Origin of the sequence: Streptomyces sp. NBC_01335 (genome assembly GCF_035953295.1) — a bacterium.
Classification (GTDB): domain Bacteria; phylum Actinomycetota; class Actinomycetes; order Streptomycetales; family Streptomycetaceae; genus Streptomyces.
This window is the reverse complement of the sequence record NZ_CP108370.1, coordinates 6665656-6689236: the sequence shown is the minus strand read 5'-3', so window position 1 is coordinate 6689236 and position 23581 is coordinate 6665656. Positions and strand designations below refer to the sequence as shown.

22 protein-coding genes are annotated in these 23581 nt (G+C 72.0%); 8 read left to right on the top strand and 14 right to left on the bottom strand.

The genetic code is table 11. From position 1 onward, the window contains the following. Window positions 1-262: 262 nt before the first annotated feature. The 4 genes from OG599_RS28555 to OG599_RS28540 form a co-directional block, all read right to left on the bottom strand. Window positions 263-1795, bottom strand: a complete 1533-nt coding sequence (locus OG599_RS28555; RefSeq protein ID WP_327178837.1) for a YfcC family protein — start codon at window positions 1793-1795, stop codon at window positions 263-265. Next, complete coding sequence (locus OG599_RS28550) at window positions 1792-2049, bottom strand: hypothetical protein (protein ID WP_327178836.1); 258 nt, start codon at window positions 2047-2049, stop codon at window positions 1792-1794. Before OG599_RS28550 ends, OG599_RS28555 begins: the two co-directional genes overlap by 4 nt. Before the next feature lie 199 nt (window positions 2050-2248). Next, window positions 2249-3256 carry a fibronectin type III domain-containing protein gene (locus tag OG599_RS28545; RefSeq protein WP_442809571.1) on the bottom strand — a complete coding sequence of 336 codons (1008 nt, stop codon included), beginning with the start codon at window positions 3254-3256 and terminating at the stop codon, window positions 2249-2251. 241 nt (window positions 3257-3497) lie between these two features. Beyond that, on the bottom strand, window positions 3498-3932 hold the full coding sequence (locus OG599_RS28540) for a hypothetical protein (RefSeq protein ID WP_327178834.1): 435 nt from the start codon (window positions 3930-3932) through the stop codon (window positions 3498-3500). A 281-nt stretch (window positions 3933-4213) separates the two neighbouring features. Here OG599_RS28540 and argG point away from each other — a divergent pair, with 281 nt between their 5' ends. Beyond that, complete coding sequence (gene argG / locus OG599_RS28535) at window positions 4214-5659, top strand: argininosuccinate synthase (protein WP_327178833.1); 1446 nt, start codon at window positions 4214-4216, stop codon at window positions 5657-5659. 123 nt (window positions 5660-5782) lie between these two features. Here argG and OG599_RS28530 read toward each other — a convergent pair whose 3' ends face one another. Continuing rightward, window positions 5783-6466: an alpha/beta fold hydrolase gene (locus OG599_RS28530; RefSeq protein WP_327178832.1), complete on the bottom strand. Its 684-nt coding sequence runs from the start codon at window positions 6464-6466 to the stop codon at window positions 5783-5785. Window positions 6467-6531: 65 nt separating this feature from the next. Here OG599_RS28530 and OG599_RS28525 point away from each other — a divergent pair, with 65 nt between their 5' ends. Together OG599_RS28525 and OG599_RS28520 are read left to right on the top strand one after the other, a co-directional pair. Further along, window positions 6532-7359 carry a chitosanase gene (locus tag OG599_RS28525; protein WP_327178831.1) on the top strand — a complete coding sequence of 276 codons (828 nt, stop codon included), beginning with the start codon at window positions 6532-6534 and terminating at the stop codon, window positions 7357-7359. A 270-nt stretch (window positions 7360-7629) separates the two neighbouring features. Then, the gene (locus OG599_RS28520; protein WP_442809718.1) at window positions 7630-8550 is read left to right on the top strand and encodes a chitosanase; all 921 of its coding nucleotides are present in this window, start codon (window positions 7630-7632) and stop codon (window positions 8548-8550) included. Between the two features lie 67 nt (window positions 8551-8617). Here the strand turns inward: OG599_RS28520 and OG599_RS28515 are convergent, their stop codons facing one another. The 6 genes from OG599_RS28515 to OG599_RS28490 form a co-directional block, all read right to left on the bottom strand. Further along, entirely contained in the window at window positions 8618-10006 is a 1389-nt protein-coding gene (locus tag OG599_RS28515) for an 8-oxoguanine deaminase (protein ID WP_327178830.1), read from the bottom strand. 63 nt (window positions 10007-10069) lie between these two features. After that, window positions 10070-11035, bottom strand: a complete 966-nt coding sequence (pucL, locus tag OG599_RS28510; RefSeq protein WP_327178829.1) for a factor-independent urate hydroxylase — start codon at window positions 11033-11035, stop codon at window positions 10070-10072. A 216-nt stretch (window positions 11036-11251) separates the two neighbouring features. Then, on the bottom strand, window positions 11252-11632 hold the full coding sequence (uraH, locus tag OG599_RS28505; protein WP_327180221.1) for a hydroxyisourate hydrolase: 381 nt from the start codon (window positions 11630-11632) through the stop codon (window positions 11252-11254). Window positions 11633-11637: 5 nt separating this feature from the next. Continuing rightward, window positions 11638-12147 carry a 2-oxo-4-hydroxy-4-carboxy-5-ureidoimidazoline decarboxylase gene (gene uraD / locus OG599_RS28500; RefSeq protein ID WP_327178828.1) on the bottom strand — a complete coding sequence of 170 codons (510 nt, stop codon included), beginning with the start codon at window positions 12145-12147 and terminating at the stop codon, window positions 11638-11640. A gap of 151 nt (window positions 12148-12298) precedes the next feature. Further along, complete coding sequence (locus OG599_RS28495) at window positions 12299-12610, bottom strand: helix-turn-helix domain-containing protein (RefSeq protein WP_327180220.1); 312 nt, start codon at window positions 12608-12610, stop codon at window positions 12299-12301. A 104-nt stretch (window positions 12611-12714) separates the two neighbouring features. Continuing rightward, window positions 12715-12969, bottom strand: a complete 255-nt coding sequence (locus OG599_RS28490; RefSeq protein ID WP_327178827.1) for a hypothetical protein — start codon at window positions 12967-12969, stop codon at window positions 12715-12717. 295 nt (window positions 12970-13264) lie between these two features. On the opposite strand from OG599_RS28490, the gene OG599_RS28485 reads away from it, so the two are divergent. The 3 genes from OG599_RS28485 (at window position 13265) to OG599_RS28475 (ending at window position 15039) form a co-directional block, all read left to right on the top strand. Beyond that, window positions 13265-14023, top strand: coding sequence for a hypothetical protein (locus OG599_RS28485; protein WP_327178826.1), 759 nt, complete (start codon window positions 13265-13267; stop codon window positions 14021-14023). Window positions 14024-14124: 101 nt separating this feature from the next. After that, window positions 14125-14766, top strand: coding sequence for a GNAT family N-acetyltransferase (locus OG599_RS28480; RefSeq protein ID WP_327178825.1), 642 nt, complete (start codon window positions 14125-14127; stop codon window positions 14764-14766). A gap of 87 nt (window positions 14767-14853) precedes the next feature. Continuing rightward, window positions 14854-15039, top strand: coding sequence for a hypothetical protein (locus tag OG599_RS28475; RefSeq protein ID WP_327180219.1), 186 nt, complete (start codon window positions 14854-14856; stop codon window positions 15037-15039). A 79-nt stretch (window positions 15040-15118) separates the two neighbouring features. Here the strand turns inward: OG599_RS28475 and OG599_RS28470 are convergent, their stop codons facing one another. Together OG599_RS28470 and OG599_RS28465 are read right to left on the bottom strand one after the other, a co-directional pair. After that, a complete protein-coding gene (locus OG599_RS28470; protein ID WP_327178824.1) occupies window positions 15119-16813 on the bottom strand; it encodes an AMP-binding protein in 1695 nt (564 codons plus the stop codon). Window positions 16814-16902: 89 nt separating this feature from the next. Beyond that, window positions 16903-18117, bottom strand: a complete 1215-nt coding sequence (locus tag OG599_RS28465) for a winged helix DNA-binding domain-containing protein (protein WP_327178823.1) — start codon at window positions 18115-18117, stop codon at window positions 16903-16905. A 162-nt stretch (window positions 18118-18279) separates the two neighbouring features. Here OG599_RS28465 and OG599_RS28460 point away from each other — a divergent pair, with 162 nt between their 5' ends. Beyond that, window positions 18280-19152 carry a DMT family transporter gene (locus tag OG599_RS28460; protein ID WP_327178821.1) on the top strand — a complete coding sequence of 291 codons (873 nt, stop codon included), beginning with the start codon at window positions 18280-18282 and terminating at the stop codon, window positions 19150-19152. A 37-nt stretch (window positions 19153-19189) separates the two neighbouring features. Here OG599_RS28460 and OG599_RS28455 read toward each other — a convergent pair whose 3' ends face one another. Beyond that, on the bottom strand, window positions 19190-20716 hold the full coding sequence (locus OG599_RS28455) for an MFS transporter (RefSeq protein WP_327178820.1): 1527 nt from the start codon (window positions 20714-20716) through the stop codon (window positions 19190-19192). A gap of 272 nt (window positions 20717-20988) precedes the next feature. Between OG599_RS28455 and OG599_RS28450 the strand changes: the two genes are divergently transcribed. Continuing rightward, window positions 20989-23475 (top strand): endonuclease/exonuclease/phosphatase family protein, encoded by a 2487-nt coding sequence (locus OG599_RS28450; protein WP_327178819.1) that lies wholly within the window; start codon window positions 20989-20991, stop codon window positions 23473-23475. The last annotated feature ends 106 nt before the right edge of the window (window positions 23476-23581 follow it).

Genomic DNA, 23581 nt, shown 5'->3' with positions numbered 1-23581 from the left:
TCGACGTGCCTTCGGTGTCGGTCATGGCACCGGCGCACGGCATGACGGAGCAGAATCCCCCCACCAGTGGTGGCGCCCCTCCCCAGGGTCGTGGAGTAGATCTACCTCCAGAAGGACTCGTCCGGCAAGTCCGTTGTCCGACCCGCCCCGATTACTGATACGTCCTTGATCCGGGACCGGCCGGAGAAACAGCCGTGAACGTGTGGTGAGGGCCGCGGGGACACCGGGTGAAACATCCGTGGATCAGCCGTGTTGGGACCCGTCAGGTCCACGCCGCGCCCAGGGCGACGAATCCGCAGATCAGCACGAACAGGATCGCCAGCAGGGGCCAGACGAAGCGCAGGTACTTGTCGTAGCCGATCTTCGCCAGCGCGATTCCGCCGATGGTGACGGCGGTCGTCGGCACCCAGAGGTTCATCCAGCCGCTCGCCGCCTGCCAGGCGGTGACCACCACGGCGCGCGAGACGCCCGCGAAGTCGGCGAGGGGCGCGAGGATCGGCATGGCGAGGGTGGCGTGCCCGGAGGTGGACGGGATCAGGAATGCCAGCGGCAGGTTGACGATGAACACGACGACGGCGAAGAGGCCGGAGGAGACCCCGGACACCGCTCCCTCGATGGAGTGCAGCACCGTGTCGGTGATCCGCGAGTTGTTCATGATGACGGTGACCCCGCGCGCCAGCACGATGACGAGCGCGGGCGAGATGAAGTCCGCCGCGCCCTGCACGATCGTCGCGCTCAGCCTCTGTTCGCCGAACCGGGCGACCACGCCGACGACCACCGCGGCGACGATGAAGAGCGCGGCCAGCCGGGGGAAGGACCAGCCGAGTTCGAAGCCGTACGGAGTGGCGTCGGCGTCCCCGCTGATGGCGCTGGACCACGGCACCACGGAGAAGATCATGAAGGCGAAGGTCAGTCCGACCAGGACCAGGACGACCTGGTGCAGCGGGGTCAGCGCGGGCGGTTCCTCCCTCTTCGCCGCCGACTGCTCGCGGTCGCCGGGCAGGAAGCCGGAGAGGGAGCGTGCCGGGTCCCTGCGGACCCGGGAGGCGTACCGGACGACGTAGGCGATGGTCACGGCCGTCAGGACGATCCACATGACGCCGCGCAGCACGATGCCGTCGCCGAGGGAGATGTCGGCGGCGGACGAGGCGACGCCGGTGGCGAACGGGTTGACGGTGGAGCAGAGCACCCCGATGCCGGCGCCGAGGATGATCGTGCCGGTCGCGACCATGCGGTCGTAGCCGAGGGCGAGCATCAGCGGGACGATCAGCCCGTAGAAGCCCAGGGTCTCCTCGGCGAAGCCCTCCACCGTACCGAGCAGCGAGAAGACCACCATGACGCCGGCGATGAGCAGCGCGCCGCGCTCGCGCAGCCGGTGGGCGAGGCGGCCGATGCCCCGGTCGAGGGCTCCGGTGGCGAAGACGACGGTGATGAACGCGCCGATCGCGATGACGAAGAGGAACACGCCCGCGCTGCCGTACAGTTCGCCGGCGAGATCGGGCCCGACCTGGCCGGTCTCGGCGTCCTGGATTCCGTAGAGGCCGTTGACGGGCGAGAGGAAGAGGTCGTCGAGCCGGTCGACGAAGCTCTGGTCGGAGGGGACCCGGTGGTAGGTGCCCTGGACGGGGGCGCCTTCGGCGTTGCGGTCGTACGCCCCGGAGGGGATGAGGAAGGCGAGCGCCCAGACGGCGAGGGTCACCAGGGCGAGGATCGTCAGCGCGCTCGGGAAGGTGAACTTCCGCTTCTCCGGTTGGTCCTCCTCGGGAGAGGCGCCGCCCGTCACCTGTGTGCTCACGCCGCACCTCCGGCCCGGTGGCCGGCCGCGAACTCCCGCAGGAAGGCCGCTTCGGCGGTCGGCGCGACACCGGACGGGCCAAGTGCCTCCAGGTGGGTGACGAGGAGGCCGCGTGCCTCCCTCGGGTCCTGCGAGGGGTGGAACCGGAGGTTCGGTTCGGCGCGTGCGAAGCCGATGGACGCAAGGGCCGTCAGCCGTTCCGGGTCGGCGGTCAGACCGTCCATCAGCGCGTCGACCCGGGTGCTCAGGTCCATGGTGCACACCCCTGTTCCTCACGTACTCACGTACTCGCGTCCGAGGTCGCGGGCCGTGTCCGTGCCGGTCCCCGCCGTGCACCCGGCGGGCGTCGCGGGGCACGGGGCTCGCGCGGACACGCCCCAGGGTCAATGGACCACAGGGCGGGCGCTCCCGCTCGTCCGCGCTGCCGGGTGCCGTGGGCGGCGCCCGGGCCCCTCAGCCGCCGAGAACGAGGGTGCGCTGCGCGGAGAAGTCGCCCCACGTGCCGTCGGGGAGCTTGGCCCGGATCTTGACGGAGTGCCGGGTGCCCTTCGGTTCGGTGAGCGTCAGCTCGTAGGTGGCGCGGCCCTTCGGGGGTGTACCGCCCCAGACGATGGTCGTGGTGAACTTCCCGTCGAGGTAGAGCTCGTAGGCGGGAATCTCCCCGCCCACCCGGGGCTGGTCCCAGGAGAGTGCGGCGGTGTAGTCGCCGGGCCCGCCCTTCGTCTCCGTGCGCAGACCGGTGGGGGCGGTGCTCGCGGGGGCGCCGGGGGCGGACGTGGTGGTGACGTCGACGGAACGGCTGTCGCCCGAGGACTTGTCCGAGGCGTCGCGGGCGCGGACCGTGAAGGTGTAGACCGTGCCGGGGCGCAGGCCGGTGAGCCGGGCGCTCGTCACGGTGCCGGAGACGCTGTGGATGCGGGAGTCCTCCTGGTAGACGTCGTAGGAGGAGACGCGGACGTCGTCCGTCGATGCCTTCCAGGACAGGGTCGCGCTGTCGGTGCCGACGGCGCCGGCGCGCAGCGATCCGGGGACGGACGGCGCCGCCCGGTCGTCGGGCGGGGTGGGCTGGGTGGTGGCGGGTATGCCCGGGCCGGGCGCGGAGAGGTTGTCGGCCGCGTCCCGGGCCCGGACGGTGAAGGTGTAGGCGGTGGACGCGGTGAGCCCGTCGACGTCGATCATGTGCGTGGCCGCGGGGACGGTCTTCGCCCGGGTGCCGTCGCGGTAGATCTCGTATCCGGTGACCGCCTTGTCGTCGGAGGACGGCTCCCACATGACGTGCACGGAGGTGGAGCTGCTCACCTGGGCGGTCACGCCCTGCGGGATGGTGGGCGCCTTCGTGTCGGCTGCGGCGGCCGGGCCGCCGCAGCCGGTGAGCAGAGCGAGGAGGAGTACGGCGGAACAGGTCGACACGACACGCGTGGGGGGAAGGTGCACGGCGCTGCCGCCTTTCGTCCGGGGCATTGGTCCAGACCTGTATGGCACGGCGCACGGGCGGGTCACAAGGGGAGTACAAGGAACGTTCCGCAATGTGCGGATGTGTACCTCACCCGACTTGCACCGGGGCCCGCCGGCATGGTTATGGAGCGCCGGATTCCGCCCTGGCGCCTGGACGCCCGGACACCCGGAAGACCGTTGCGGCAGGGCGCCCGGACCACCGGCCCCGGAGCCGTACGAGCACCCCGCCGCGATCACCGGCGGTCCGTCAGCAGGCGATGGCGTACCAGACCGGGGTCCAGTTGACCGTCGTCGACTGGTAGGCGGTGGAGGAGAAGAGGTAGCTCTGGTTCTTGTCGTAGAAGTAGGCGACGGTGCCGGGGGTCTGGTTGTTGATGAGGGGGCCGCTGCCGGTGAGGTTGGGGAGCTGGTACAGGGTGTTGCATTTGGTGTAGGCGAAGCTGTTGCCGTTGGAGCCCTGCCCGCACACGTAGGTGTAGGAACAGGACAGCGCCGCGGCGGCGGACTTCACCACGGCGGGCGACTCCACCGCGTGCTGCCGGGCGCCCGCGAGCGCCTTCGCCGCGAGGGCGGCCTCGTCGGGCCGGGCGGAGGCCGACGCCGGCCCCATCAGCCCGAGGAGCGAGCCGGCGACGAGCGTCGCGGCGGCCAGCAGGGTCGTGGCGGTCTTCCGTACTGCCATGAGGGGTCTCCCTGGATCTCCCGCCCCCGAAGGGACGGATACGCGATGGCTTCCACTTCCACCCCCTGGCACCTCGTCCCGTCGGCAGGAGCCGAGGGGACACCCGGGGGGCGACGCGAGACCTACCCCCGGTGGAACCCGGTAACCTTGCGTGACGAGTCGGTCACCCTAAGGAGTTTTGGGTGACGCTTTGCTCGCCATGCCCCCATCGAGTGCATCGAGTGAGCCACGACTCGGCCGACCGGGTTGCATGAACATGCATCGAAGTGCATACTTTTCCTATGTCTAAGGTAATGACCTCTCTGCCCGTCGGGGAACGCGTCGGTATCGCCTTCTCGGGCGGCCTCGACACCTCCGTCGCGGTCGCGTGGATGCGCGACAAGGGCGCGGCGCCGTGCACGTACACCGCCGACATCGGCCAGTACGACGAACCCGACATCGCCTCCGTGCCCGGGCGCGCCCACGCCTACGGGGCGGAGATCGCCCGGCTGGTCGACTGCCGGGCCGCCCTCGTCGAGGAAGGGCTCGCCGCGCTGACCTGCGGGGCCTTCCACATCCGTTCCGGCGGGCGCGCGTACTTCAACACCACCCCGCTCGGCCGGGCGGTCACGGGCACCATGCTCGTGCGCGCCATGCTGGAGGACAACGTCCAGATCTGGGGCGACGGCTCCACGTTCAAGGGCAACGACATCGAGCGGTTCTACCGCTACGGCCTGCTGGCCAACCCGTCGCTGCGCATCTACAAGCCCTGGCTGGACGCCGACTTCGTCACCGAGCTCGGTGGTCGCAAGGAGATGTCCGAGTGGCTGCTCGCCCACGGACTGCCCTACCGGGACAGCACGGAGAAGGCGTACTCCACCGACGCCAACATCTGGGGCGCCACCCACGAGGCCAAGACCCTGGAGCACCTCGACACCGGCCTGGAGAGCGTCGACCCGATCATGGGCGTGCGGTTCTGGGACCCGTCCGTCGAGATCGAGACCGAGGACGTCACCGTCGGCTTCGAGCAGGGCCGCCCGGTCACCATCAACGGCAAGGAGTTCTCCTCCGCCGTCGACCTGGTGCTGGAGGCCAACGCCATCGGCGGCCGGCACGGCCTGGGCATGTCCGACCAGATCGAGAACCGGATCATCGAGGCCAAGAGCCGCGGCATCTACGAGGCGCCGGGCATGGCCCTGCTCCACGCGTGCTACGAGCGCCTGGTCAACGCGATCCACAACGAGGACACCCTCGCCACCTACCACAACGAGGGCCGCCGCCTCGGCCGCCTGATGTACGAGGGCCGCTGGCTGGACCCGCAGGCGCTGATGATCCGCGAGTCGCTCCAGCGGTGGGTCGGCATGGCCGTCACCGGCGAGGTGACCCTGCGGCTGCGGCGCGGCGAGGACTACTCGGTTCTCAACACCTCCGGACCGGCGTTCAGCTACCACCCGGACAAGCTCTCCATGGAGCGCACCGAGGACTCGGCCTTCGGCCCGGTGGACCGCATCGGTCAGCTGACCATGCGCAACCTCGACATCGCCGACTCCCGCGCCAAGCTGGAGCAGTACGCCGCCATCGGCATGGTCGGCAGCTCCCACCAGGCGCTGATCGGCGCGCAGGCCGCGTCGACGCCGCTGATCGGCGCGATGCCCGAGGGCAACGCCCAGGAGATCGCCTCGCGCGGGGAGGCCCCCGGCGGCGACAAGCTGCTCGACAGCGCCGCCATGGAGTTCGGCGCCGACTGACGGCCGCACCAGGTGCGCGAGAGGCCGACTGACGGCCGCACCACGTGCGTGAGAGGGAGGCCCGGCGGATTCGTCGGGCCTCCCTTTCGCGTCGGTCCGCCGTGCGCGACGCCGGCCGCCGGCTCAGCTGGTGAAGAACTCGCTGATCTGCTGGGCGACCTGGTCGGCGCGGGTCTCGTGCATCCGGTGCCCGCCGGGCACGGTGATCAGGCGGCAGTCGGGGATGCGTGACGCCACCTCCGGAAGGAGCGCCTGCGGCAGGGTGCTCTCGGGCCCGCCGGCGATGATCATCGTGGGCGCGACGATCTCGCCCAGCGCCTCCGCCCACTCCGGGTCGGGTTCGGAGAGCTGGGCGTGGACCTCGGGCACGGCGTTCTCGTCGTAGTCGACCGGTCCCTCGGCCCGCCCGGCCGGTCCCGGGTCGCCGGGGAAGGGCGCGGGAGTCTCCACCAGGACGAGCCGCTCCACCCGGTCGGCGTGCTCCTCCGCCAGCAGCAGGGCGACGGTGCCGCCCATGCCGTGGCCCACCAGGCCGACCCGGTCGAGCTCGCACTCGTCGAGGAAGCCCACCACGTCGTCCCGCATCTGCTCGAACGCGTACTCGTCCGGCCAGTCGCTCTCACCGTGCCCGCGCAGATCGAGGGCGTACACCCGCCATTCGGCGCCGAGCAGGGACCCGGTCGCCTCCCAGTCGGCGGACGAACCGCCGAGACCGTGCAGGAGGACGACCGGCGAGCCGAAGGGGTCGCCCCACGTCCGGTACGCCAGCCGCACATCGCCGACATCCACAACAGACTGATCTTCCATACCCCTGACGCTACAGCCGGTGGCCGGGGTGAAACGCCCTCACCCCGGCCTGGCAGGCTTACGGGGTGAACCGCACCGCCAGGCCCGCCGCCCGCCGCTCCCTCGCGACCCTCTCCGTCGCCCTGCTGGCCACCGCCCTGCTGACCGCCTGCTCCGGTACGGACGAGGAGCCCGAGAGGGGGCTCGACGACCCGGCGAAGAAGCGGATCGCCATGGAACTCGTCTCCAGCGCGGAGAACTCCACCCTGGACTGGCAGGGCCAGTACAAGTACATCGAGGACATCCACGACGGACGCGGCTACACCGGCGGCATCATCGGCTTCTGCTCCGGCACCGGCGACATGCTCGACGTGGTGGAGCGGTACACGAAGGCCCGCCCCGGCAACGCCCTCGCCCGGTTCGTCCCGGCCCTGCGGGCGGTCGACGGAACCCCCTCGCACGCCGGTCTCGGCACGCCCTTCACCGAGGCGTGGGCCGCCGCCGCGAAGGACTCCGCATTCCGCGACGCGCAGGACGCGGTGCTGGACGCGGGGTACTTCGACCCGGCGGTCGACCGGGCCGAGAAGGACGGGCTCAGCGCCCTGGGGCAGTTCATCTACTACGACGCGTACGTCATGCACGGCGCCGGCGACACCGAGGGCACGGTCGGCTTCGCGTCCATCCGCCGCCAGGCGCTCGCCGCCGCCGACACCCCGGCCGAGGGCGGCGACGAGGAGACCTGGCTCAACGCCTTCCTCGACGCCCGGGTGGACGCCATCGCCAAGGAGCCCTCGCACACCGACACCAGCCGGATCGAGACGGCACAGCGCCGGTTCGTGCGCGAAGGCAAGCTCCAGCTGGAGACCCCGCTGCGCTGGAAGGTGTACGGGGAGAGCTTCCGGATCGACGGCTGAGGCAACCGGGGGGCGGCCCGCCTCTCCGCAGACCGCCCCGCACCCCGCCGGCCGGGCGGTGCGGGGCTCCCGGGACGCCGGTCCTTCCCCCCTCGCCGGCCCCGCCAGGACCGCCCGCTCCCGCCCGTCCTGGCCCGGGCGGGTGACACGGCGTTTCGACCGGAACGGGAGGCCGGTGAGACACGAAATGCCTGATAGGAAGCTCGCGACAGAGCAGATGATCAACGTGTCTCCGATGGAGGACAGGTGCCTCACACCCAGGCCGATGCCGTGTTCCACAGTCGCGACGCCTCCCCCGGTCCGGCCTCCCGGGCCCCTCGCGCAGCCACCCGCCGCCGTACCGCTCTCCCCTCGGTGGCCGTCGCCACCGCCCTCGGACTCGCCCTCACCGTCGCCCCGGCCACCGCCCTGGCAGACTCTCCGACCCAGGAGGTGGCGATGCGTCACGAAGCGGTCCGGCCGGTCGCGGCGGCCCCCACGGTGGGGCTGGACGATCCGGCGAAGAAGGAGATCGCCATGCAGTTGGTCTCCAGCGCGGAGAACTCCTCCCTGGAGTGGCGGGACCAGTACAAGTACATCGAGGACATCGGAGACGGCCGCGGCTACACCGGCGGCATCGTCGGATTCTGCTCCGGCACCGGCGACATGCTGGAGGTGGTGGAGCTCTACACCGAGCGCGCCCCGGGCAACCTCCTCGCGCCGTTCCTGCCCGCGCTGCGCGAGGTCGACGGCACCGACTCGCACGCGGGTCTCGGCTCCCGGTTCACCGCCGCCTGGGAGAAGGCCGCGCTGACCGACCCGGTCTTCCGCAAGGTGCAGGACGACGAGCGCGACCGGGTGTACTTCGACCCGGCCGTGAAGCAGGCGAAGGCCGACGGGCTCTCCACGCTCGGGCAGTTCGCGTACTACGACGCGCTCGTCATGCACGGCGAGGGCGACGACAGCGCGAGCTTCGGCGCCATCCGCAAGAGGGCGCTCGCCTCGGCCCAGCCGCCGTCGAAGGGCGGCGACGAGACGGTCTACCTGACCGCCTACCTCGACGCCCGCGTGTGGGCGATGCGGCAGGAGGAGGCCCACTCCGACACGACCCGGGTCGACACCGCGCAGCGGGTCTTCCTGCGAAACGGCAACCTCGGTCTGAACCCGCCGCTCGACTGGAAGGTGTACGGGGACAGCTACCACATCGGCTGACGCGGCGTCACGCGTCCGCCGTCCGGCCGGGAGCCGTGCCCGGCCGGACGGGGGCCCACCCGGGAGGTCAGCCCCCGGCGGCGAGCCGCGCGAGGCGCCTGGCCTCGTCACGGGTGGCGACGGCGACGGCGTCCTCGTCCACCGTCGTCAGGCGGCCGTTCTCCACGACCGGCCTGCCACCGACGAGCGACAGGGTGACGGGCGCCGCCGCGCCGAGGACGAGCGCCGCGACCGGGTCGGCGATGGAGGCGTGGGCGAGGGTGTCCATCCGCCAGAGCACCAGGTCGGCGAGCTTCCCGGCTTCCAGGGAGCCGATCTGGTCGGCCCGCCCGAGCACCCGGGCCCCGCCGTGGGTGCCGAGCCTCAAAGACTGACGCGCCGTCAAAGCCCGTTCCCGGTGCGGCCCCAGGCGGTTGACGAGAACGGCGTTGCGCAGTTCGGTGTGGAGTTCGCCGGACTCGTTCGACGCGGTGCCGTCGACGCCGAGACCGACCGGGACGCCGGCCGCGAGCATGTCCGGCACCCGGGCGATCCCGGCGGCGAGACGGGCGTTGGAGGAGGGGCAGTGCGCGACGCCCGTACCGGTCCGCGCGAACGCGGCGATGTCGGAGTCGTTCATGTGGACGCAGTGGGCCATCCACACGTCCTCGCCGAGCCAGCCGGTGGACGCGAAGTAGTCCGTCGGCCCCATCCCGAACAACTCCTTGCAGAACTGCTCCTCCTCCACGGTCTCCGAGCCGTGGGTGTGCAGTCTCACCCCCTTGGCGCGCGCCAACTCCGCTCCCTGCCGCATCAGTTCGGTGGAGACGGAGAAGGGGGAACAGGGCGCGACGGCCACTTGCGTCATCGCGTCGAACGACGGGTCGTGGTGGGCGTCGACGGTGGCGGCGGTGGCTTCGAGCGCGGCGTCGAGCGTCTCCACGGCGAAGTCCGGCGGCAGCCCGCCGTCCTTCTGCCCGCGGTCCATGGAGCCCCGGGCGAGGGTGAACCGTACGCCGGTGTCCCGGGCGGCGCCGATGATCGCCCCGGACAGGTCGCCGGAGCCCCGGGGGAAGACGTAGTGGTGGTCCATCGCGGTGGTGACGCCGCCGCGCGCCATCATCGCCAGTGAACCCTGCGCCGCCGCGCGGACCATGGGCTCGTCGATGCGGGCCCAGGTCGGATAGAGCGCGACGAGCCAGTCGAAGAGGTTGTGGTCGGTGGCCAGGCCCCGGGTGATCCACTGGTAGAAGTGGTGGTGGGTGTTGACGAGCCCCGGCGTGACCAGATGGCCGGTTCCGTCGATGCGGCGGGCCACATTCGCCAGCCCCTCGGGGGCGCGGCCCGCGCCGACGTACTCGATGCGGTCGCCCGCGACGACGACATGGCCGTCGGCGTACTCGGTGTCGTGCGCGTCGACGGTGGCGATCGCGCAGTTCTCGATGACGAGGCGCTGAAGCCCTGCCGGATCGGTCATCGTGCATCCTTCGGTAAGTGCGGTGCGGGCGGCCGGCGTTGTACGGCCGGGCCCCGCAGCTGCTCAGAGGTTGGTGAGGTCCGCCGGGATCGACTGCGCGGCGCCTTCGCGCAGCACGGTGGCCTCGATCAGTCCGTAGGGACGGTCGGCGGCGAGGTAGACGGCACCGTCCTCGGAGGCGTTGTCGAGTCCGAACGGCCCGAGGTCGACCAGGAAATGGTGCTTGTTCGGCAGCGAGAAGCGGATCTCGTCGATCTCGGCACGGTTCTCGATGACCCGGGCGCCCATCTGATGGAGCGTCTGCTGGAGGGAGAGGGAGTACGTCTCGGCGAACGCCCGGAGCAGATGCGCGCGGGCCTGCTCCCAGGACTCCTCCCAGCTGGGCATCTCCTGAGTCTCGTCGGACCAGTTGTACCGCCACCGGGCGGAGACGTCGGTGGCGAGGATGCGGTCGTACGCCTCCTTGAGGGTGGTGTACCGGTCCTTCGCGTAACCCCAGAACTCGGAGTCGGTGGAGTTCAGGACGGTGAGATCCTTCACCCCGGAGATCACCTCCCAGCGCTCGCCGTCGTAACGGATCTGCGTGGTGCGGACCTCCTGCCCCTTCCGTACGAAGGAGTGGCGCGGGGTGTCCGGGCCGGCGGCGGGGTCCTCGATGCGCTCCCAGGCGTACTCCTCGATGCGCACGCGCGCCCGGGTGATCGCGGGCTGCGAGCGGACGAAGTGCCGGGCGAGGTGGATGCCGAACTGCTCGGCGGAGTCGATGCCGTGCTCCTTGGCGAACGCGTACACCGTGTTCTTCATGGTGTCGGTCGGCAGCACGTGGGCGTTGTCACCGGAGATGTGGACCTCGTCCAGGTCGCCGGAGAGGGAGACCGAGACGTTGAGGTCCTTGATGTGGTGGGTGGCGCCCTCGCGCACGATCTTGACGACCCGGTTCTCGGCCTTGCCGTACTGGTTCTGGCCGAGCACCACGGTGCGGGGCCGGGGGGCCGCGACCTCGGAGGACTGCTGGGCGTGCGTGGTCATGGGTGCCGGGACCTTTCTGCGGGAAGCGGGAGGCGGCGCCGTCAGGGATGCGGGCCCGGGGGCGTTCGGGGTACGGGGTACGGGGTACGGACAGGCGGTGTTCGCGCGGGATGTGTACGGGTACGGACGGCGAGCGGGATGTGTACGGGTACGGCGAGCCGCCCCGCCGCGGGGTGTTCACCTCGGCGACGGGGTGGGCCGCGGGCCGGCGGGCCCTCAGCTGCCCCGGTAGACGGAGTAGCCGAACGGGCTGAGCAGCAGCGGTACGTGGTGGTGCTCGCCGGGACGGACGGCGAAGGTGATCGCCACCTCCGGAAAGAACGTTCCGCCATCGGCGGACGGGGTGGACGGTCCTTCCGTCTCCAGGGCGAAGTACGCGTCGGTGTCGAAGTCGAGCCGTACCTGGGCCGCCCCCTCGGGCAGGGCGGGCAGGTCCGCGCAGCGGCCGTCCGCGTCCGTCACCGAGCCGCCGAGCGGCGTCCACCCGGCGGTGGCGTCGGGGCGGGTGGCGAGGCGGACGGGGACGGAGGCCGCGGGGCGGCCGATGCTGGTGTCCAGGACGTGCGTGGACACCGAGGCGGTGGTGTCGGTACTCAGGACCCTCACTCCCCTTCGGTCATGAGGCGGGTCAGCCGGATACGGTTGATCTTGCCCAGCTCGGTGCGCACGATCGCGCTCTCCCGCTCGGGCGTGTTCCCCGTACGGGCCCGCAGCGCGTCGCGCATCTGCCCGGCGGTCGCCCCGGTGGCGCAGATCAGGAAGACATGGCCGAAGCGCTCCTGGTAGGCCAGGTTCAGTTCGAGCATCTCGGCCCTGAGAGCGTCGGAGGCGCCCGCCATCCCCCGCTGTTCCCGCGCGGACACGGGATCGCCGGGCTTCGGCCGCCCGATCGCCGGATGACCGGCCATCGCCTCGGCCAGGTCGTCCACGGACAGCGCGGCGGTGGCCGCGTCGCTCGCGGTGAGCAGGTCGTCGGCGGTGGTGAAGGGGTGCCGCGCGAGGAGTGCGGCGCCCCAGGCACCGCTGGAGCAGATCTCGGTCAGTACGTCGGCGACTTCGTCGTGCGCCAGGGCGTTGAACCGGGCCAGGCCCGGTGGGGAGCTCGATGTCACGGAGCCTCCGCGCTGATCGTCGCTGTTTCGTGCTGTGCGCCGTGCGGGCTGCGAACAGCTAACGCCTCCGCGCGACGCCGCGTCAACACTTTGTTGAAATTGGCCTGTCGGCGTCGGGGTCCGGTTCCGCGTGGCGCGCGGACGGCTCCCCTCAGGCCCCCTTCTCGCGGTTGAGGTAGTTGTAGACGGTGAAGCGGCTGACCCCGAGGGCGCTCGCCACCGTCTCCACCCCGTGCCGTACGGCGAACGCGCCCCGGGCCTCCAGGGTGCGGACCACGGACTGTTTCGCCCGGCGGTCCAGTCCGGCCAGCGGCCCGCCGTACGTCCGCTCCATCGCGGAGAGGATGTGGTCCAGGGATTCCGAGAGCTGCGGCAGCCGTACGGCCAGGACGTCCTGGCCCTCCCACGCGAGCACCACGTCGTCCGGCCGCGCCCGTCCGACGTCCAGCAGTTCGGCGCCCATCGCGTCGGCCAGCGGTTTCACGGCGGCGACCAAGGGGTGGTCGGGAGCGGGGTGGCCCGGGGCAGCACGGTCGAGGGCCGGGCGGTCCCGGGCAGGGCCGGCACTCACCGCTCCTCCCCCTCGCCGATCACGTTGACCTGGAACGATATCCGGGTGGCCCCGGCCGCGAGGGTGCGCCGGAGCAGCGTGTCCACGGCCGCCAGCACCACGTCCGCACCGCCCTCCGCCGTGTTGCCGAAGGGCCCGACGTCCACCGTGTCCAACGGGGCCGCGCCGATGACCTCGCGGGCCACCACGGCGTGCGCCGGGGCCTCGTCGAGATCGAAGGGTTCGGTGGTGAATTCCACCCTCAGACGCACGGTGCCTCCCCAGGGGTTCCGGCCGGTGTGCGGGCCGGCTCGGCCCCGACTGTAACGCGGCCCCAGAACGGTCCGAGAACGGCCCGAGAACGGCTCCGACGGCCCGGATCGGCCGAAAACCGCGCCAAACGCCTTACCCGGGACCGGGCTCTGGAGGACGATGTGCGGAGGCGGACGGCGGGCCGGGAGCGCAGCGCTCGCAGCCCCCTCTCACCACCCGCCCACCACCCACTCACCCAGTCACTCACCCACAGAACGCCGCGTCGGTACCCGGGCGCCGGCGGAAGGAGACACTGTGGAACCTGTGCACGTGCGCTGCCCCGCCTGTCTGCGTGACCGGGCGTTCGTGATCCCGGTCTACTCGTGTCCCTGCGGCGCCCCCACCGCCCTGCGAACGGTGCACGGGGCACCCGCCACCGTGATCACCCGGCGCGTCTGGGCGGACTGCTGGGTCACCGCGCGCTGCGCCGACTGCGGGCGCGAAGACCACTGGCCGCAGCCGGAACTGGGTTGCCCCTGCGGCACGGTCCTGCGCGTCCCGGTCCGTACGGAGTCCCCCGCCGCCCCCGGTACGTCCCCCTGGACGGACCCGGAGCCCGAGCGCGGTACGGCCCCGGAAGCCGGCGCCGAGCCACCGGCGCACATCCCGCTCCCCCGCACCGCGCCCCCTCCGCGCCCGCCCTTCGAGCCCCTGCCGGTCCGCACCGCGCGGGACGCGGTGACGGCGGCCGGGCTGTACCTCGGCTGGCTCGGATTCCAACGGGTCACCCAGCCGCTCGAACGCCCCGCCTCACGCGTCGACCTGCGGGCGGACGGGGCGCTCGCCCAGGTCGAGACCTCGACCTGTCCGACCGGGGTGCGTGAGATCGAATGCCTCTGGCTGAACGCGCTGAGTGAGTCGGTCTCCGGGGTCTTCTTCTCGCTCGCGGGATACGACGAGGCAGCCGTCCGGCGCGCGGATCTGGTGTCGATGCCACTGTTCGCCATGGACCTCACCGGTACCGCGCGGCCGGTCAACGGCGCCGCCGAGGATCTGCTCAGCACGGGGGCGTGAGGGGGACGCAGCGGCAGGGCACCGGCGCCGCCGGGTGCGTCCGGCACCGACTTCCGGAGTCCCGGCACCCCGGCGGGCCGGCGCTCGCCATACTGGGCCGTATGCGCATCCGCTCCGCCAGACGCTCCGATCTCCGCCGACTGCAGGACATCGAGCGCGCCGCAGGGGAACCGTTCAGAGCACTCGGAATGGCTGACGTCGCCGACGACGAACCGCCGCCCCTCGAAGTGCTGGAGAGTTACCGGGCCGCCGGACGCTGCTGGGTGGCGGCCCATCCCCACGCCCCCGCGGACGGGACACCCGTCGGCTATCTGATCGCGGACCCGGTGGACGGCGCCGCCCACATCGAACAGGTGTCGGTCGATCCGTCCGCGGCCCGGCTGGGCATCGGCCGGGCGCTCATCGATCACGTGGCCGTGTGGGCGGAGGGACAGGGACTCGGCGCGCTCACCCTGACGACCTTCTCCGACGTTCCGTGGAACGCGCCGTACTACGCGCGCATCGGGTTCACCGTGCTGCGCGAGGACCAACTCACGGACGGGTTGCGGCGGATCAGGGCCGAGGAGGTGGGCAGCGGGCTGGACCGCCGCCCCCGCGTCTGCATGCGCCGCGAACCGGCCCGGATCGTGCTGCCCCGGCCCGCCGGCCTGACGGCGGGCACACCGCCGCCCTCCCGGGCGCCGGGCCTCGTTCCTCGGACCGACGTCGCCCCTCGGGCCGACGTTGTCAGTGGCGAACGCTAGCGTGTGCGCATGGCTTTGACCTCCCGCCACACGTCCTCCTGCACCCACACCTCTCCCTCGGCCGATCCCACGAGCGCGACCGGGGCCGTGGTCTCCGCGCCCGGCCACGAGCGTCCCGCGAACCCGTCCGCCGTCGAGACCAACGAGGCCATCCGGGCGCTCGTGGACTCCCGGGCCGGACGCGACTGGTCCTCCGAGGCGTACGAGGTCCTGCTCATCGAGTGGGCGGCCGCGACCCGGGGCCCGGCGCCGGAAATAGTCGAGGCCGCCTGAGGATCCGAGGCGCACCACGCGGCCGCGACCGGCAGCGGTCAGGATCTTTCGTTCGGATCATGCCGGTCGCGGCCGCGGTTCACCGCAGGTCGCCCTCGGCGTACTCCGTACCGGCCGCGCGGGCGGTCCGCTCACGCAGTTCGACCCGGCGGATCTTGCCGGAGATGGTCTTCGGCAGCTCCGCGAACTCCAGCCTGCGCAGGCGCTTGTACGGGGCGAGTACGGCACGGGAGTGCTCGAACAGCACCTTCGCGGTGTCCGGCCCGGGCTCCCAGCCCTCGGCGAGCACGACGTACGCCTTCGGCACCGAGAGCCGGACCGGGTCGGGGGCGGGCACGACCGCGGCCTCGGCGACCGCCTCGTGCTCCAGCAGGGCGCTCTCCAGCTCGAAGGGCGAGATCTTGTAGTCCGAGGACTTGAAGACGTCGTCGGACCGCCCGATGTAGGTGATGTACCCGTCCTCGTCGCGGGAGCCGATGTCACCGGTGCGGTAGTAGCCGCCCGCCATCGCCTCGGCCGTGCGTTCCGGGTCCGCGCGGTAGCCGGTCATCAGACCGGTCGGGGCCGCGGAGAGATCGAGGGAGATCTCCCCCTCCGTGGCGCCGGGTTCACCGGTGAGCGGGTCGAGCAGCTCGACCTTGTAGCCGGGGGTGGGGCGGCCCATCGAGCCGGCCTTCACCTGCTGGCCGGGTGAGTTGGCGACCTGGACGGCGGTCTCCGTCTGGCCGAAGCCGTCCCGGACGGTCACGCCCCAGGCCCGCCGCACGGTCTCGATGACCTCGGGATTGAGCGGCTCACCGGCCGCGACGACCTCGCGCGGCGGGTTGGCGAGCTGGGTGAGGTCGGCTTGGATGAGCATCCGCCAGACGGTCGGCGGCGCGCAGAAGCTGGTGACGCCCGACCGGTCCATCTCGGCCATCAGCCGACTCGCGTCGAACCGCTGGTAGTTGAAGATGAAGACGGTTGCCTCGGCGTTCCAGGGGGCGAACAGGTTGGACCAGGCGTGCTTGGCCCAGCCGGGCGAGGAGATGTTCAGGTGGACGTCTCCGGGCCGCAGCCCGATCCAGTACATCGTCGCCAAGTGGCCGACGGGGTACGACACATGGGTGTGTTCCACCAGCTTGGGGCTGGCGGTCGTGCCCGAGGTGAAGTACAGCATCAGCGGCTCGTCGGGGAACGTCTCCCGGTCCGGTACGTACACCTCGGGGTGCTCGTCGGCGTCCGCGTAGGAGAGCCATCCCTCCGGGACCCGGGCGCCGTCGCCCGCACCGCCCACCGCCATGCGCGTGTAGGAGCCGGGCACGTCGTCGAACTTGCCGGTGTCCTCCGCGCGCACGAGCACGTGGGCGACCTGACCCCGGTCGACCCGGTCGCGGAGGTCGAGCGGTCCGAGCAGCGGGGTGGCGGGGATGACCACGGCGCGCAGCTTCATCGCGGCGAGTGCGGTCTCCCACAGCTCGACCTGGTTGCCGAGCATGACGAGGATGCGGTCGCCTTCGCGCACGCCCTGAGCGGCGAGCCAGTTGGCCGCCTGGTTGGACCGGGCCGACATCCGGGCGAAGGACGTCTCGGTGCGGCGGCCGTCCTCCTCCACGATGTGCAGGGCGGTACGGTCGTTGCCCTCGGCGATCACGTCGAACCAGTCGAGCGCCCAGTTGAAGCGGTCGGGCCGGGGCCACCGGAATCCCGCGTAGGCGGTCGCCCAGTCCTCGCGGTGCTGGAGCAGGAAGTCCCGGGCGGCCCGGAACGTCCCGGTCGCGCTGGTTGCCGACATGTGTCCTCCTCGTTGTGGACCGGACCGGTCATGGTCCCCGATTCAACCAGCCCCTTCTGCCCGCGGACCCCGCCGGTACCCGGGGCGGTTCACCCCCCGAAGTCCCCGGAGTCCCCGGAGTCGCCGAAGTCCACGAAGTCGGCGAAGCGGACGTCGTGCGCGCCCGCGTCCGTCATCACGGTCAGCAGACGTACGGCCTCCTCGGCGACGGCATCCCGGTCCGCGCGGCCGAGCCGGCCCAGCGGCTGGACGGTGGCGGTCGCGGTGTCGTCCGTACGGTCGAGGCGCCAGATCGCGGCGAGGAACCCGTCGACGAGCACGGTTCCGTACGCCTGGTTCCCCTTGCCGTTGCGCCCGCTGAACTCGGCCGGGATGACCCGGGTGCGGTCGGCGTGGCCGAGGAGGACGTTGTCGAACTCGGGCAGGAAGCGCGGCGGGGCGGGGAAGTCCGGGCCGGGGCGCGGGGCGTCGGGGAGGTCGAAGAGTTCGACGCCGTGTTCGTCGCGGAAGGTGAGGAGCACCGGTCGCAGCCGGTCGAAGACCTCGCGCATCCGGGTGAGCCCGGCCCAGCTCTGGAGGTCCTTCACGGAGGCGGGGCCGAAGGCCGCGAGGTAGCGGAGCACCAGGGTGTCGGGGGCCGGGGTGTCGGGGGCCGGAGTGTCGGGGGCCGGGGCGGCTCGGGCGGAGCGGCCGAGCCAGTGCTCCAGCGTGGTGAGCGTGACCTGCCCGCTCCGCTCCCAGAGGCCCCGGGGCGTGGTCTGTGCCAGCGGGAGCGCGCAGCGGGCCGCCACGGTGAGGGCGAGCGGATCGGCGTCGGGCCATGCGGCGAGGAGCGCGGTGCGCAACTCCTTGACCGTGCGGGGCCGTTCCTCCACGAGTGCCCGGCTGATCTCCTTGAGCCGGTCGAGGTCCACCCCGGTGAGCCCCTGCCGGAAGAGTCTCAGCTCGCGGTCGCGGGCCGGCTGGACGAGCGGGCGGACGGTGAGGGCGTCGTCGGCGGTGTGGGTGTGGATCGTGGAGCGCAGGGTGACGATCCGTACGACCTCACGCGACTCCATCAGCGCGGAGAGATCGGCGGGGTCGAAGTCGGCGAGGCGCGAGAAGAGCTGGAAGTAGGGCGGCCGGGTGTTCTGCGCCTGGAGTCCGACGATGTGGGCGACGGCCTCCTTCGGAGACATCTCCGACCGTTCGAGCAGGAGTTGGCGGTGGAGTGTGGCCCGGTTGAGCGCCCGGGCCGAGAGCACGGCCGGGCGCACCGGCCCGGGGGCGGGGCGGGGTCCGGGAGGGTTCTTCTGTGCGGCCATGTCCGGCACGGTACGCGGACTTGCGGACAGTTCCGGTCCGCGATGGGGTCGCTGGACCGGTGTTCCGCCGGGCGGCCGGAGGAGGGACGGCCCGGGACCGCCGACACACTCGAACAGCCCGTGTGACCGGGGCGGGAGCCTCAGCGCCCGCATGATGGACCGGTGATCAGCGTCCTGTTCGCCGTCCTGACCGCGCTCAGCAACGGCGCCGCCTCGGTCCTCCAGCGCCGGGCGGCCGTCAACGTGCCGGACTCCGCGGCGATGCGGCTCTCCCTGTTCGGCCATCTGCTGCGCCAGAAGGTGTGGATCGGCGGGATCGCGCTGGTGGTCGTCGCGGCCGTCTGCCAGGCCGTGGCGCTCGCGACCGGGCCGATCGCGGTGGTGCAGCCGATCTTCGTGATCGAGCTCCCCTCGACCCTGCTGCTGGCCGGGTTCGTCATGCGCGTCCAGGTCCCGCGCCAGGTCTGGTACGGCGTCGCGGCCGTGACGATCGGCCTGGCCCTGGGCATGGCGTCGGCGGCCCCGGGCGGGGGCCACGACACCGTACGGGGCACCGACTGGGTCGTGGCGCTCGTGGTCACCGGGATCTTCGAGGCGGCCCTGATCGTGGCGGCCCTGGCGTCCCGGCGCAACACCCGTGCGGCGCTGCTCGGGCTCGCCGCCGCCTGCGGTTACGCGCTGACGGCGGCGCTGATGAAGGACGCCATGGGCCGCCTCGACGGCTCGGGCGGGGTGACCCAACTGCTCGCCGCCTGGCAGCTCTACGCCACGGCGGCGGCCGGGGTGGGGGCGCTGTACCTGCTCCAGAACGCCCTTCAGGCGGGCACGCTGGTGGCGGTCCAGCCGATGCTGACGCTCGGCGACGCGCTGATCAGCATCCTGTACGGGGTGACGCTCTTCGGGGAGACGCTGCGCACCGGATGGTGGCTGCTGCCGGAGCTGGTGGCGGTCGCCCTGATCGGCGTGGGCTGCCTGGAGCTCTCCCGGTCGCCGCTCGCCTCCGGGAACCCGCTGCCCCCGCGCCGCGTGAAGTAGAAGGCTCCGCCTCCGGGCGCCGGTCACGCCCCGCCCGTCACGCGCCGCCGGTCGCCCCCGCCCCCTTGCCCGTACGCCTGCCGTGTCGGCGCCCGGCCACCACGTCGGCGATCGCGGCGAGGAGTCCGGCGCAGACGAAGGCGACCGAGACGATGAGGCCGTGGTCGTACGCCGTGGCCCACCCGTCGCCGGTGACCTGGGCGAAGAAGACGGACCCGACCGCCGCGATGCCGATCGCTGAGCCGACGCGCTGGCCGGTCTGGAGCGTGCCGCCCGCGCTGCCCGCGTGGGCCACCGGTACGTCGGAGAGGGTGAGCGTCTGGTTGGGGGCGATGACCAGCCCGCTGCCGATGCCCCCGAACAGCAGGGGGGCGGCCATCGCCCATCCGGCGTTGTGTCCCGGTACCTGGTGCACGGCGAGGGCCGTTCCGGCGAGACCGACCGCGACCATGCCCAGCCCCACGACGACCAGTGGGCGCCCGAACCTGCTCACCAGCCGGCCGCCGATCATGGCCGAGAGGCCCGAGCCGACCGCGAACGGGGAGATGGCCAGGCCTGCCTGGAGGGCGCTGTAGCCGAGACCGGACTGGAGGTAGAGCGTGGTGACGAAGAAGATCGAGGTGAACCCGGCGAAGTACAGCAGGATCAGCAGACAGCCCAGCCAGTACGAGCGCAGCCGGAAGAGCGACAGGTCCAGCACCGGCTGGGTGCCCCCGCCCGCGCAGCGCGCCTCCCAGGCGACGAAGGCGGCGAGCAGCGCCGCGGCGACGAGGAGCAGCAGCCATTTCTCGTCGCCGTGCCACTGCTGGGCCTGGACGAACGGCAGCAGCAGGCAGAGCACGCCCGCGCCGAGCAGCAGCACACCGAGCGGGTCCAGGTCGCGGGCGCGTACGCGGCCGGCCGACGGGGTGTCGGGCAGCAGCTTGCGGGCCAGCAGCAGGCAGACCACGCCGAGCGGAAGGTTGACGTAGAACACCCAGCGCCAGCCCTCCTCCGCGCCGGCCAGCTGGATCAGCAGCCCGCCGAGCAGCGGCCCCACGGCGGTGGAGATGCCGACGACCGTGCCGAACATCCCGAAGGCCCGGCCGCGTTCGCGCCCTGAGAACATCTGCTGGATCAGGGCGGAGATCTGGGGCGAGAGCAGACCGCCCGCGAGCCCCTGGACCAGTCGGGCGACCACCAGCCAGAGGCTGGACTGGGCGGCGCCGCAGGCAGCGGAGGAGAGCGTGAAGAGGGCGAGCCCGATCATGAACACCGGGCGCCGTCCTCGCGCGTCGCCGAGCCGCCCGGCCGGGATCAGGAAGAGCCCGAAGGCGAGGGCGTAGCCGGAGAGCACCCACTGGAGGTCCGATTCGGGGGTGCGCAGCCCTTCCTTGATGGACGGCAGCGCCACGTTGACGATCGACACGTCCAGCAGGGTCATGAACCCGGCCACCAGGCAGACCGCGAGGGCGCGCCACCGGTGGGGGTCGGGTTCCCCCGGCCCGGAGCCGCCGGAGCCGGAAGGGGAACCGGGAGGTGTACCGGGCCCCTGCGGACCGGGACGCGCCGAGCTCGGAGTCATGCTTCGGACCCTACGGGGTGTCCCGCCGTCCTCGGCGGATCAGCGCGCGGCGTCGGACCCGGTGCGTCATCACCCGGTCCCGGCCGTGCCGTCCGTACGCGTCGGGTACCACCCGCCGTCTGCTCCTTCATGCTCGAACACATCACCGACCGGTACCCCGCCGCACCGGCAACTCACCCACACGATGCGGGGATTTAACCTCTGATGCCTTGTCATGCACGTTCTACGCGCATAGCTTTCTGCTCTCACTACACACTTTGGGGGCAGTACCCGTGCAGATATCCAGAGCCCGTTCGGCCGCGCTGGCCGGGGTCGTCGCCGTCGCGCTGTCGGTGACGGCCCTGCCCGCCGCCTTCGCCACCCCGTCCGCGGGCGCCGTGATCTCGGAGGTCTACGGCGGCGGGGGCAACTCGGGTGCCACGCTCACCCGTGACTTCATCGAGCTGGGCAACGCGGGCGGCGCGGCGTTCGACCTCTCGGGCTACAGCGTCCAGTACCTGCCCGGGACCCCGTCCGCCGGCTCGCTCTGGCAGGTGTCCCCCCTCACCGGCTCCGTCGCCCCGGGCGGTCGCTACCTCGTGGCCGAGTCCGCGGGTACGGGCGGCACGGTCGCCCTGCCCACCCCGGACGCCACCGGCACCGTCGCGATGGCCGCGGGCAGCGGCACGGTCGCCCTGGTCTCCGGTACCACCCCGCTCACCTGCAAGACCGCGGCCGACTGCGCCATCGACACCCGGATCGTCGACCTCGTCGGGTACGGCTCCGCCGTCGTCCGCGAGACCGGCCCCGCCCCCGCCCCGTCCGCCACCTCCTCGGTGGCCCGTGCCGCCTCGCTCGCCGACACCGACGACAACTCCGCCGACTTCGCCGCGGGCGCCCCGACCCCGGTCAACACGGCCGGCCAGACCTCCGGCGGCGGCTCCACCGACCCCGGCGAGCCGGGCGAGCCCACCGAGCCGGGCACCGTCCGCGTGCACAACATCCAGGGCACCACCCGCCTCTCGCCGCTCGACGGCCAGACCGTCACTGCGGTACCGGGCGTCGTCACCGGCGTCCGCACGAGCGGCTCGCGCGGCTACTGGCTCCAGGACACCGCCCCGGACGCGGACGCCCGCACCAGCGAGGCGGTCTTCGTCTTCACCGGCTCCGCCGCTCCCGGCGTCGTCGCCGGCGACTCGGTCCTGGTCAGCGGCAAGGTGGACGAGTACTACCCGGGCACCGGCACCCAGTCCGTCACCGAGATCGGCACCCCGAAGACCACGGTGCTGTCGCACGGCAACGCCCTGCCCGCGCCGGTCGTGCTCGACGCGTCCTCGGTACCCGCCGCGTACACGCCCACCGCGGGCGGCGGCTCGATCGAGGCGCTCCCCCTGCAGCCGGACACCTACGCCCTCGACCTGTACGAGTCCCTCGAAGGCGTCCGCGTGCAGATCGCGGACACCCGGGTCATCGGCGCGACGAACTCGTACGGCGAGATGTGGGTCACGGTCAAGCCGAACGAGAACCCGAGCGCGCGCGGCGGCACGCTCTACACCTCGTACACCGACCAGAACACCGGGCGCATCGAGGTGATGTCCCTGGACACCGCCCGGCCGGTCCCCACCGCGAACGTGGGCGACGTGCTCTCCGGCACGACGACGGGCGTCCTGGACTACGTCTCCTTCGGCGGCTACGCCCTCCAGGCCACCGAGGTCGGCACGCGGACCGACAACGGGCTGAAGCGCGAGGTCACCCGCAAGCAGAAGAAGAAGGAACTCGCGGTCGCCACGTACAACGTGGAGAACCTCGACGCCCTCGACGACCAGACGAAGTTCGACACCCTCGCCTCGGGCATCGCCGTCAACCTCTCCTCGCCGGACGTGGTCTCCCTGGAGGAGATCCAGGACGACAACGGCGCCACCAGCGACGGCACGGTCGGCTCCGAGGCGACCCTGAAGCGCTTCACCGACGCGATCGTCGCCGCCGGCGGACCGCGCTACTCCTGGCGCTACATCGCCCCCGAGGACGGCAAGGACGGCGGGGAGCCCGGCGGGAACATCCGCAACGTCTTCCTCTTCAACCCGAAGCGGGTCTCCTTCGTGGACCGCCCGGGCGGCACCGCGACGACCGCCGTCACCGCGGTGGACACCCGCAAGGGCGTCGAGCTCTCCGCCTCGCCCGGCCGGATCAACCCGACGAGCGCCGCGTGGGCGGACAGCCGCAAGCCGCTGGTGGGCGAGTTCCGCTTCAACGGCGAGACCGTGTTCGTCATCGGCAACCACTTCGCCTCCAAGGGCGGCGACCTGCCCCTGCACGGCAAGAACCAGGAGCCGGAGCGCAGTTCGGAGGTCAAGCGCATCCAGCAGGCGGCCGAGGTCAACACCTTCGTCAAGTCACTGCTGGCGGCGGACAAGTCGGCCAAGGTCATCACGCTCGGCGACCTCAACGACTTCGCGTTCTCCCCGGCCGTGACCAGGCTGACCGACGGCAAGGTCCTCAAGCCGCTGATCACGACGCTGCCGGCGAACGAGCAGTACAGCTACGTGTACGAGGGCAACTCCCAGACGCTGGACCACATCCTGACGAGCCCCGGCGTCCGCCGGCTCGACTACGACGTGGTGCACATCAACGCGGAGTTCGCCGACCAGGCGAGCGACCACGACCCGCAGATCGTCCGCGTGGCCCTCGGCGGCGGCTCGGCCAAGGACGGCAAGAAGCACGACGAGAAGAAGCACGGCAAGGGCGACGACAAGGACAAGGGGCACGGGAAAGGGCACTGACCCCTGCAGCTGACCCGTACCGGTGACCACGGGGGCCGTCCGTCCGCGGGCGGCCCTCCCACGGACCCGGTGAGCGGCCTCCTGGTCCGCCTGGCCCAGGAACAGG

Excerpts from the sequence above, each read along its gene's own strand:
- OG599_RS28540 (WP_327178834.1), bottom strand. The coding sequence starts at position 3,932 with ATGGCAGTACGGAAGACCGCCACGACCCTGCTGGCCGCCGCGACGCTC.
- OG599_RS28530 (WP_327178832.1), bottom strand. The coding sequence starts at position 6,466 with ATGGAAGATCAGTCTGTTGTGGATGTCGGCGATGTGCGGCTGGCGTAC.
- OG599_RS28480 (WP_327178825.1), top strand. The coding sequence starts at position 14,125 with ATGCGCATCCGCTCCGCCAGACGCTCCGATCTCCGCCGACTGCAGGAC.
- OG599_RS28550 (WP_327178836.1), bottom strand. The coding sequence starts at position 2,049 with ATGGACCTGAGCACCCGGGTCGACGCGCTGATGGACGGTCTGACCGCC.
- pucL (WP_327178829.1), bottom strand. The coding sequence starts at position 11,035 with ATGACCACGCACGCCCAGCAGTCCTCCGAGGTCGCGGCCCCCCGGCCC.
- argG (WP_327178833.1), top strand. The coding sequence starts at position 4,214 with ATGTCTAAGGTAATGACCTCTCTGCCCGTCGGGGAACGCGTCGGTATC.
- OG599_RS28515 (WP_327178830.1), bottom strand. The coding sequence starts at position 10,006 with ATGACCGATCCGGCAGGGCTTCAGCGCCTCGTCATCGAGAACTGCGCG.
- OG599_RS28465 (WP_327178823.1), bottom strand. The coding sequence starts at position 18,117 with ATGGCCGCACAGAAGAACCCTCCCGGACCCCGCCCCGCCCCCGGGCCG.
- OG599_RS28545 (WP_442809571.1), bottom strand. The coding sequence starts at position 3,256 with ATGCCCCGGACGAAAGGCGGCAGCGCCGTGCACCTTCCCCCCACGCGT.
- OG599_RS28470 (WP_327178824.1), bottom strand. The coding sequence starts at position 16,813 with ATGTCGGCAACCAGCGCGACCGGGACGTTCCGGGCCGCCCGGGACTTC.
- OG599_RS28455 (WP_327178820.1), bottom strand. The coding sequence starts at position 20,716 with ATGACTCCGAGCTCGGCGCGTCCCGGTCCGCAGGGGCCCGGTACACCT.
- OG599_RS28495 (WP_327180220.1), bottom strand. The coding sequence starts at position 12,610 with ATGGGCGCCGAACTGCTGGACGTCGGACGGGCGCGGCCGGACGACGTG.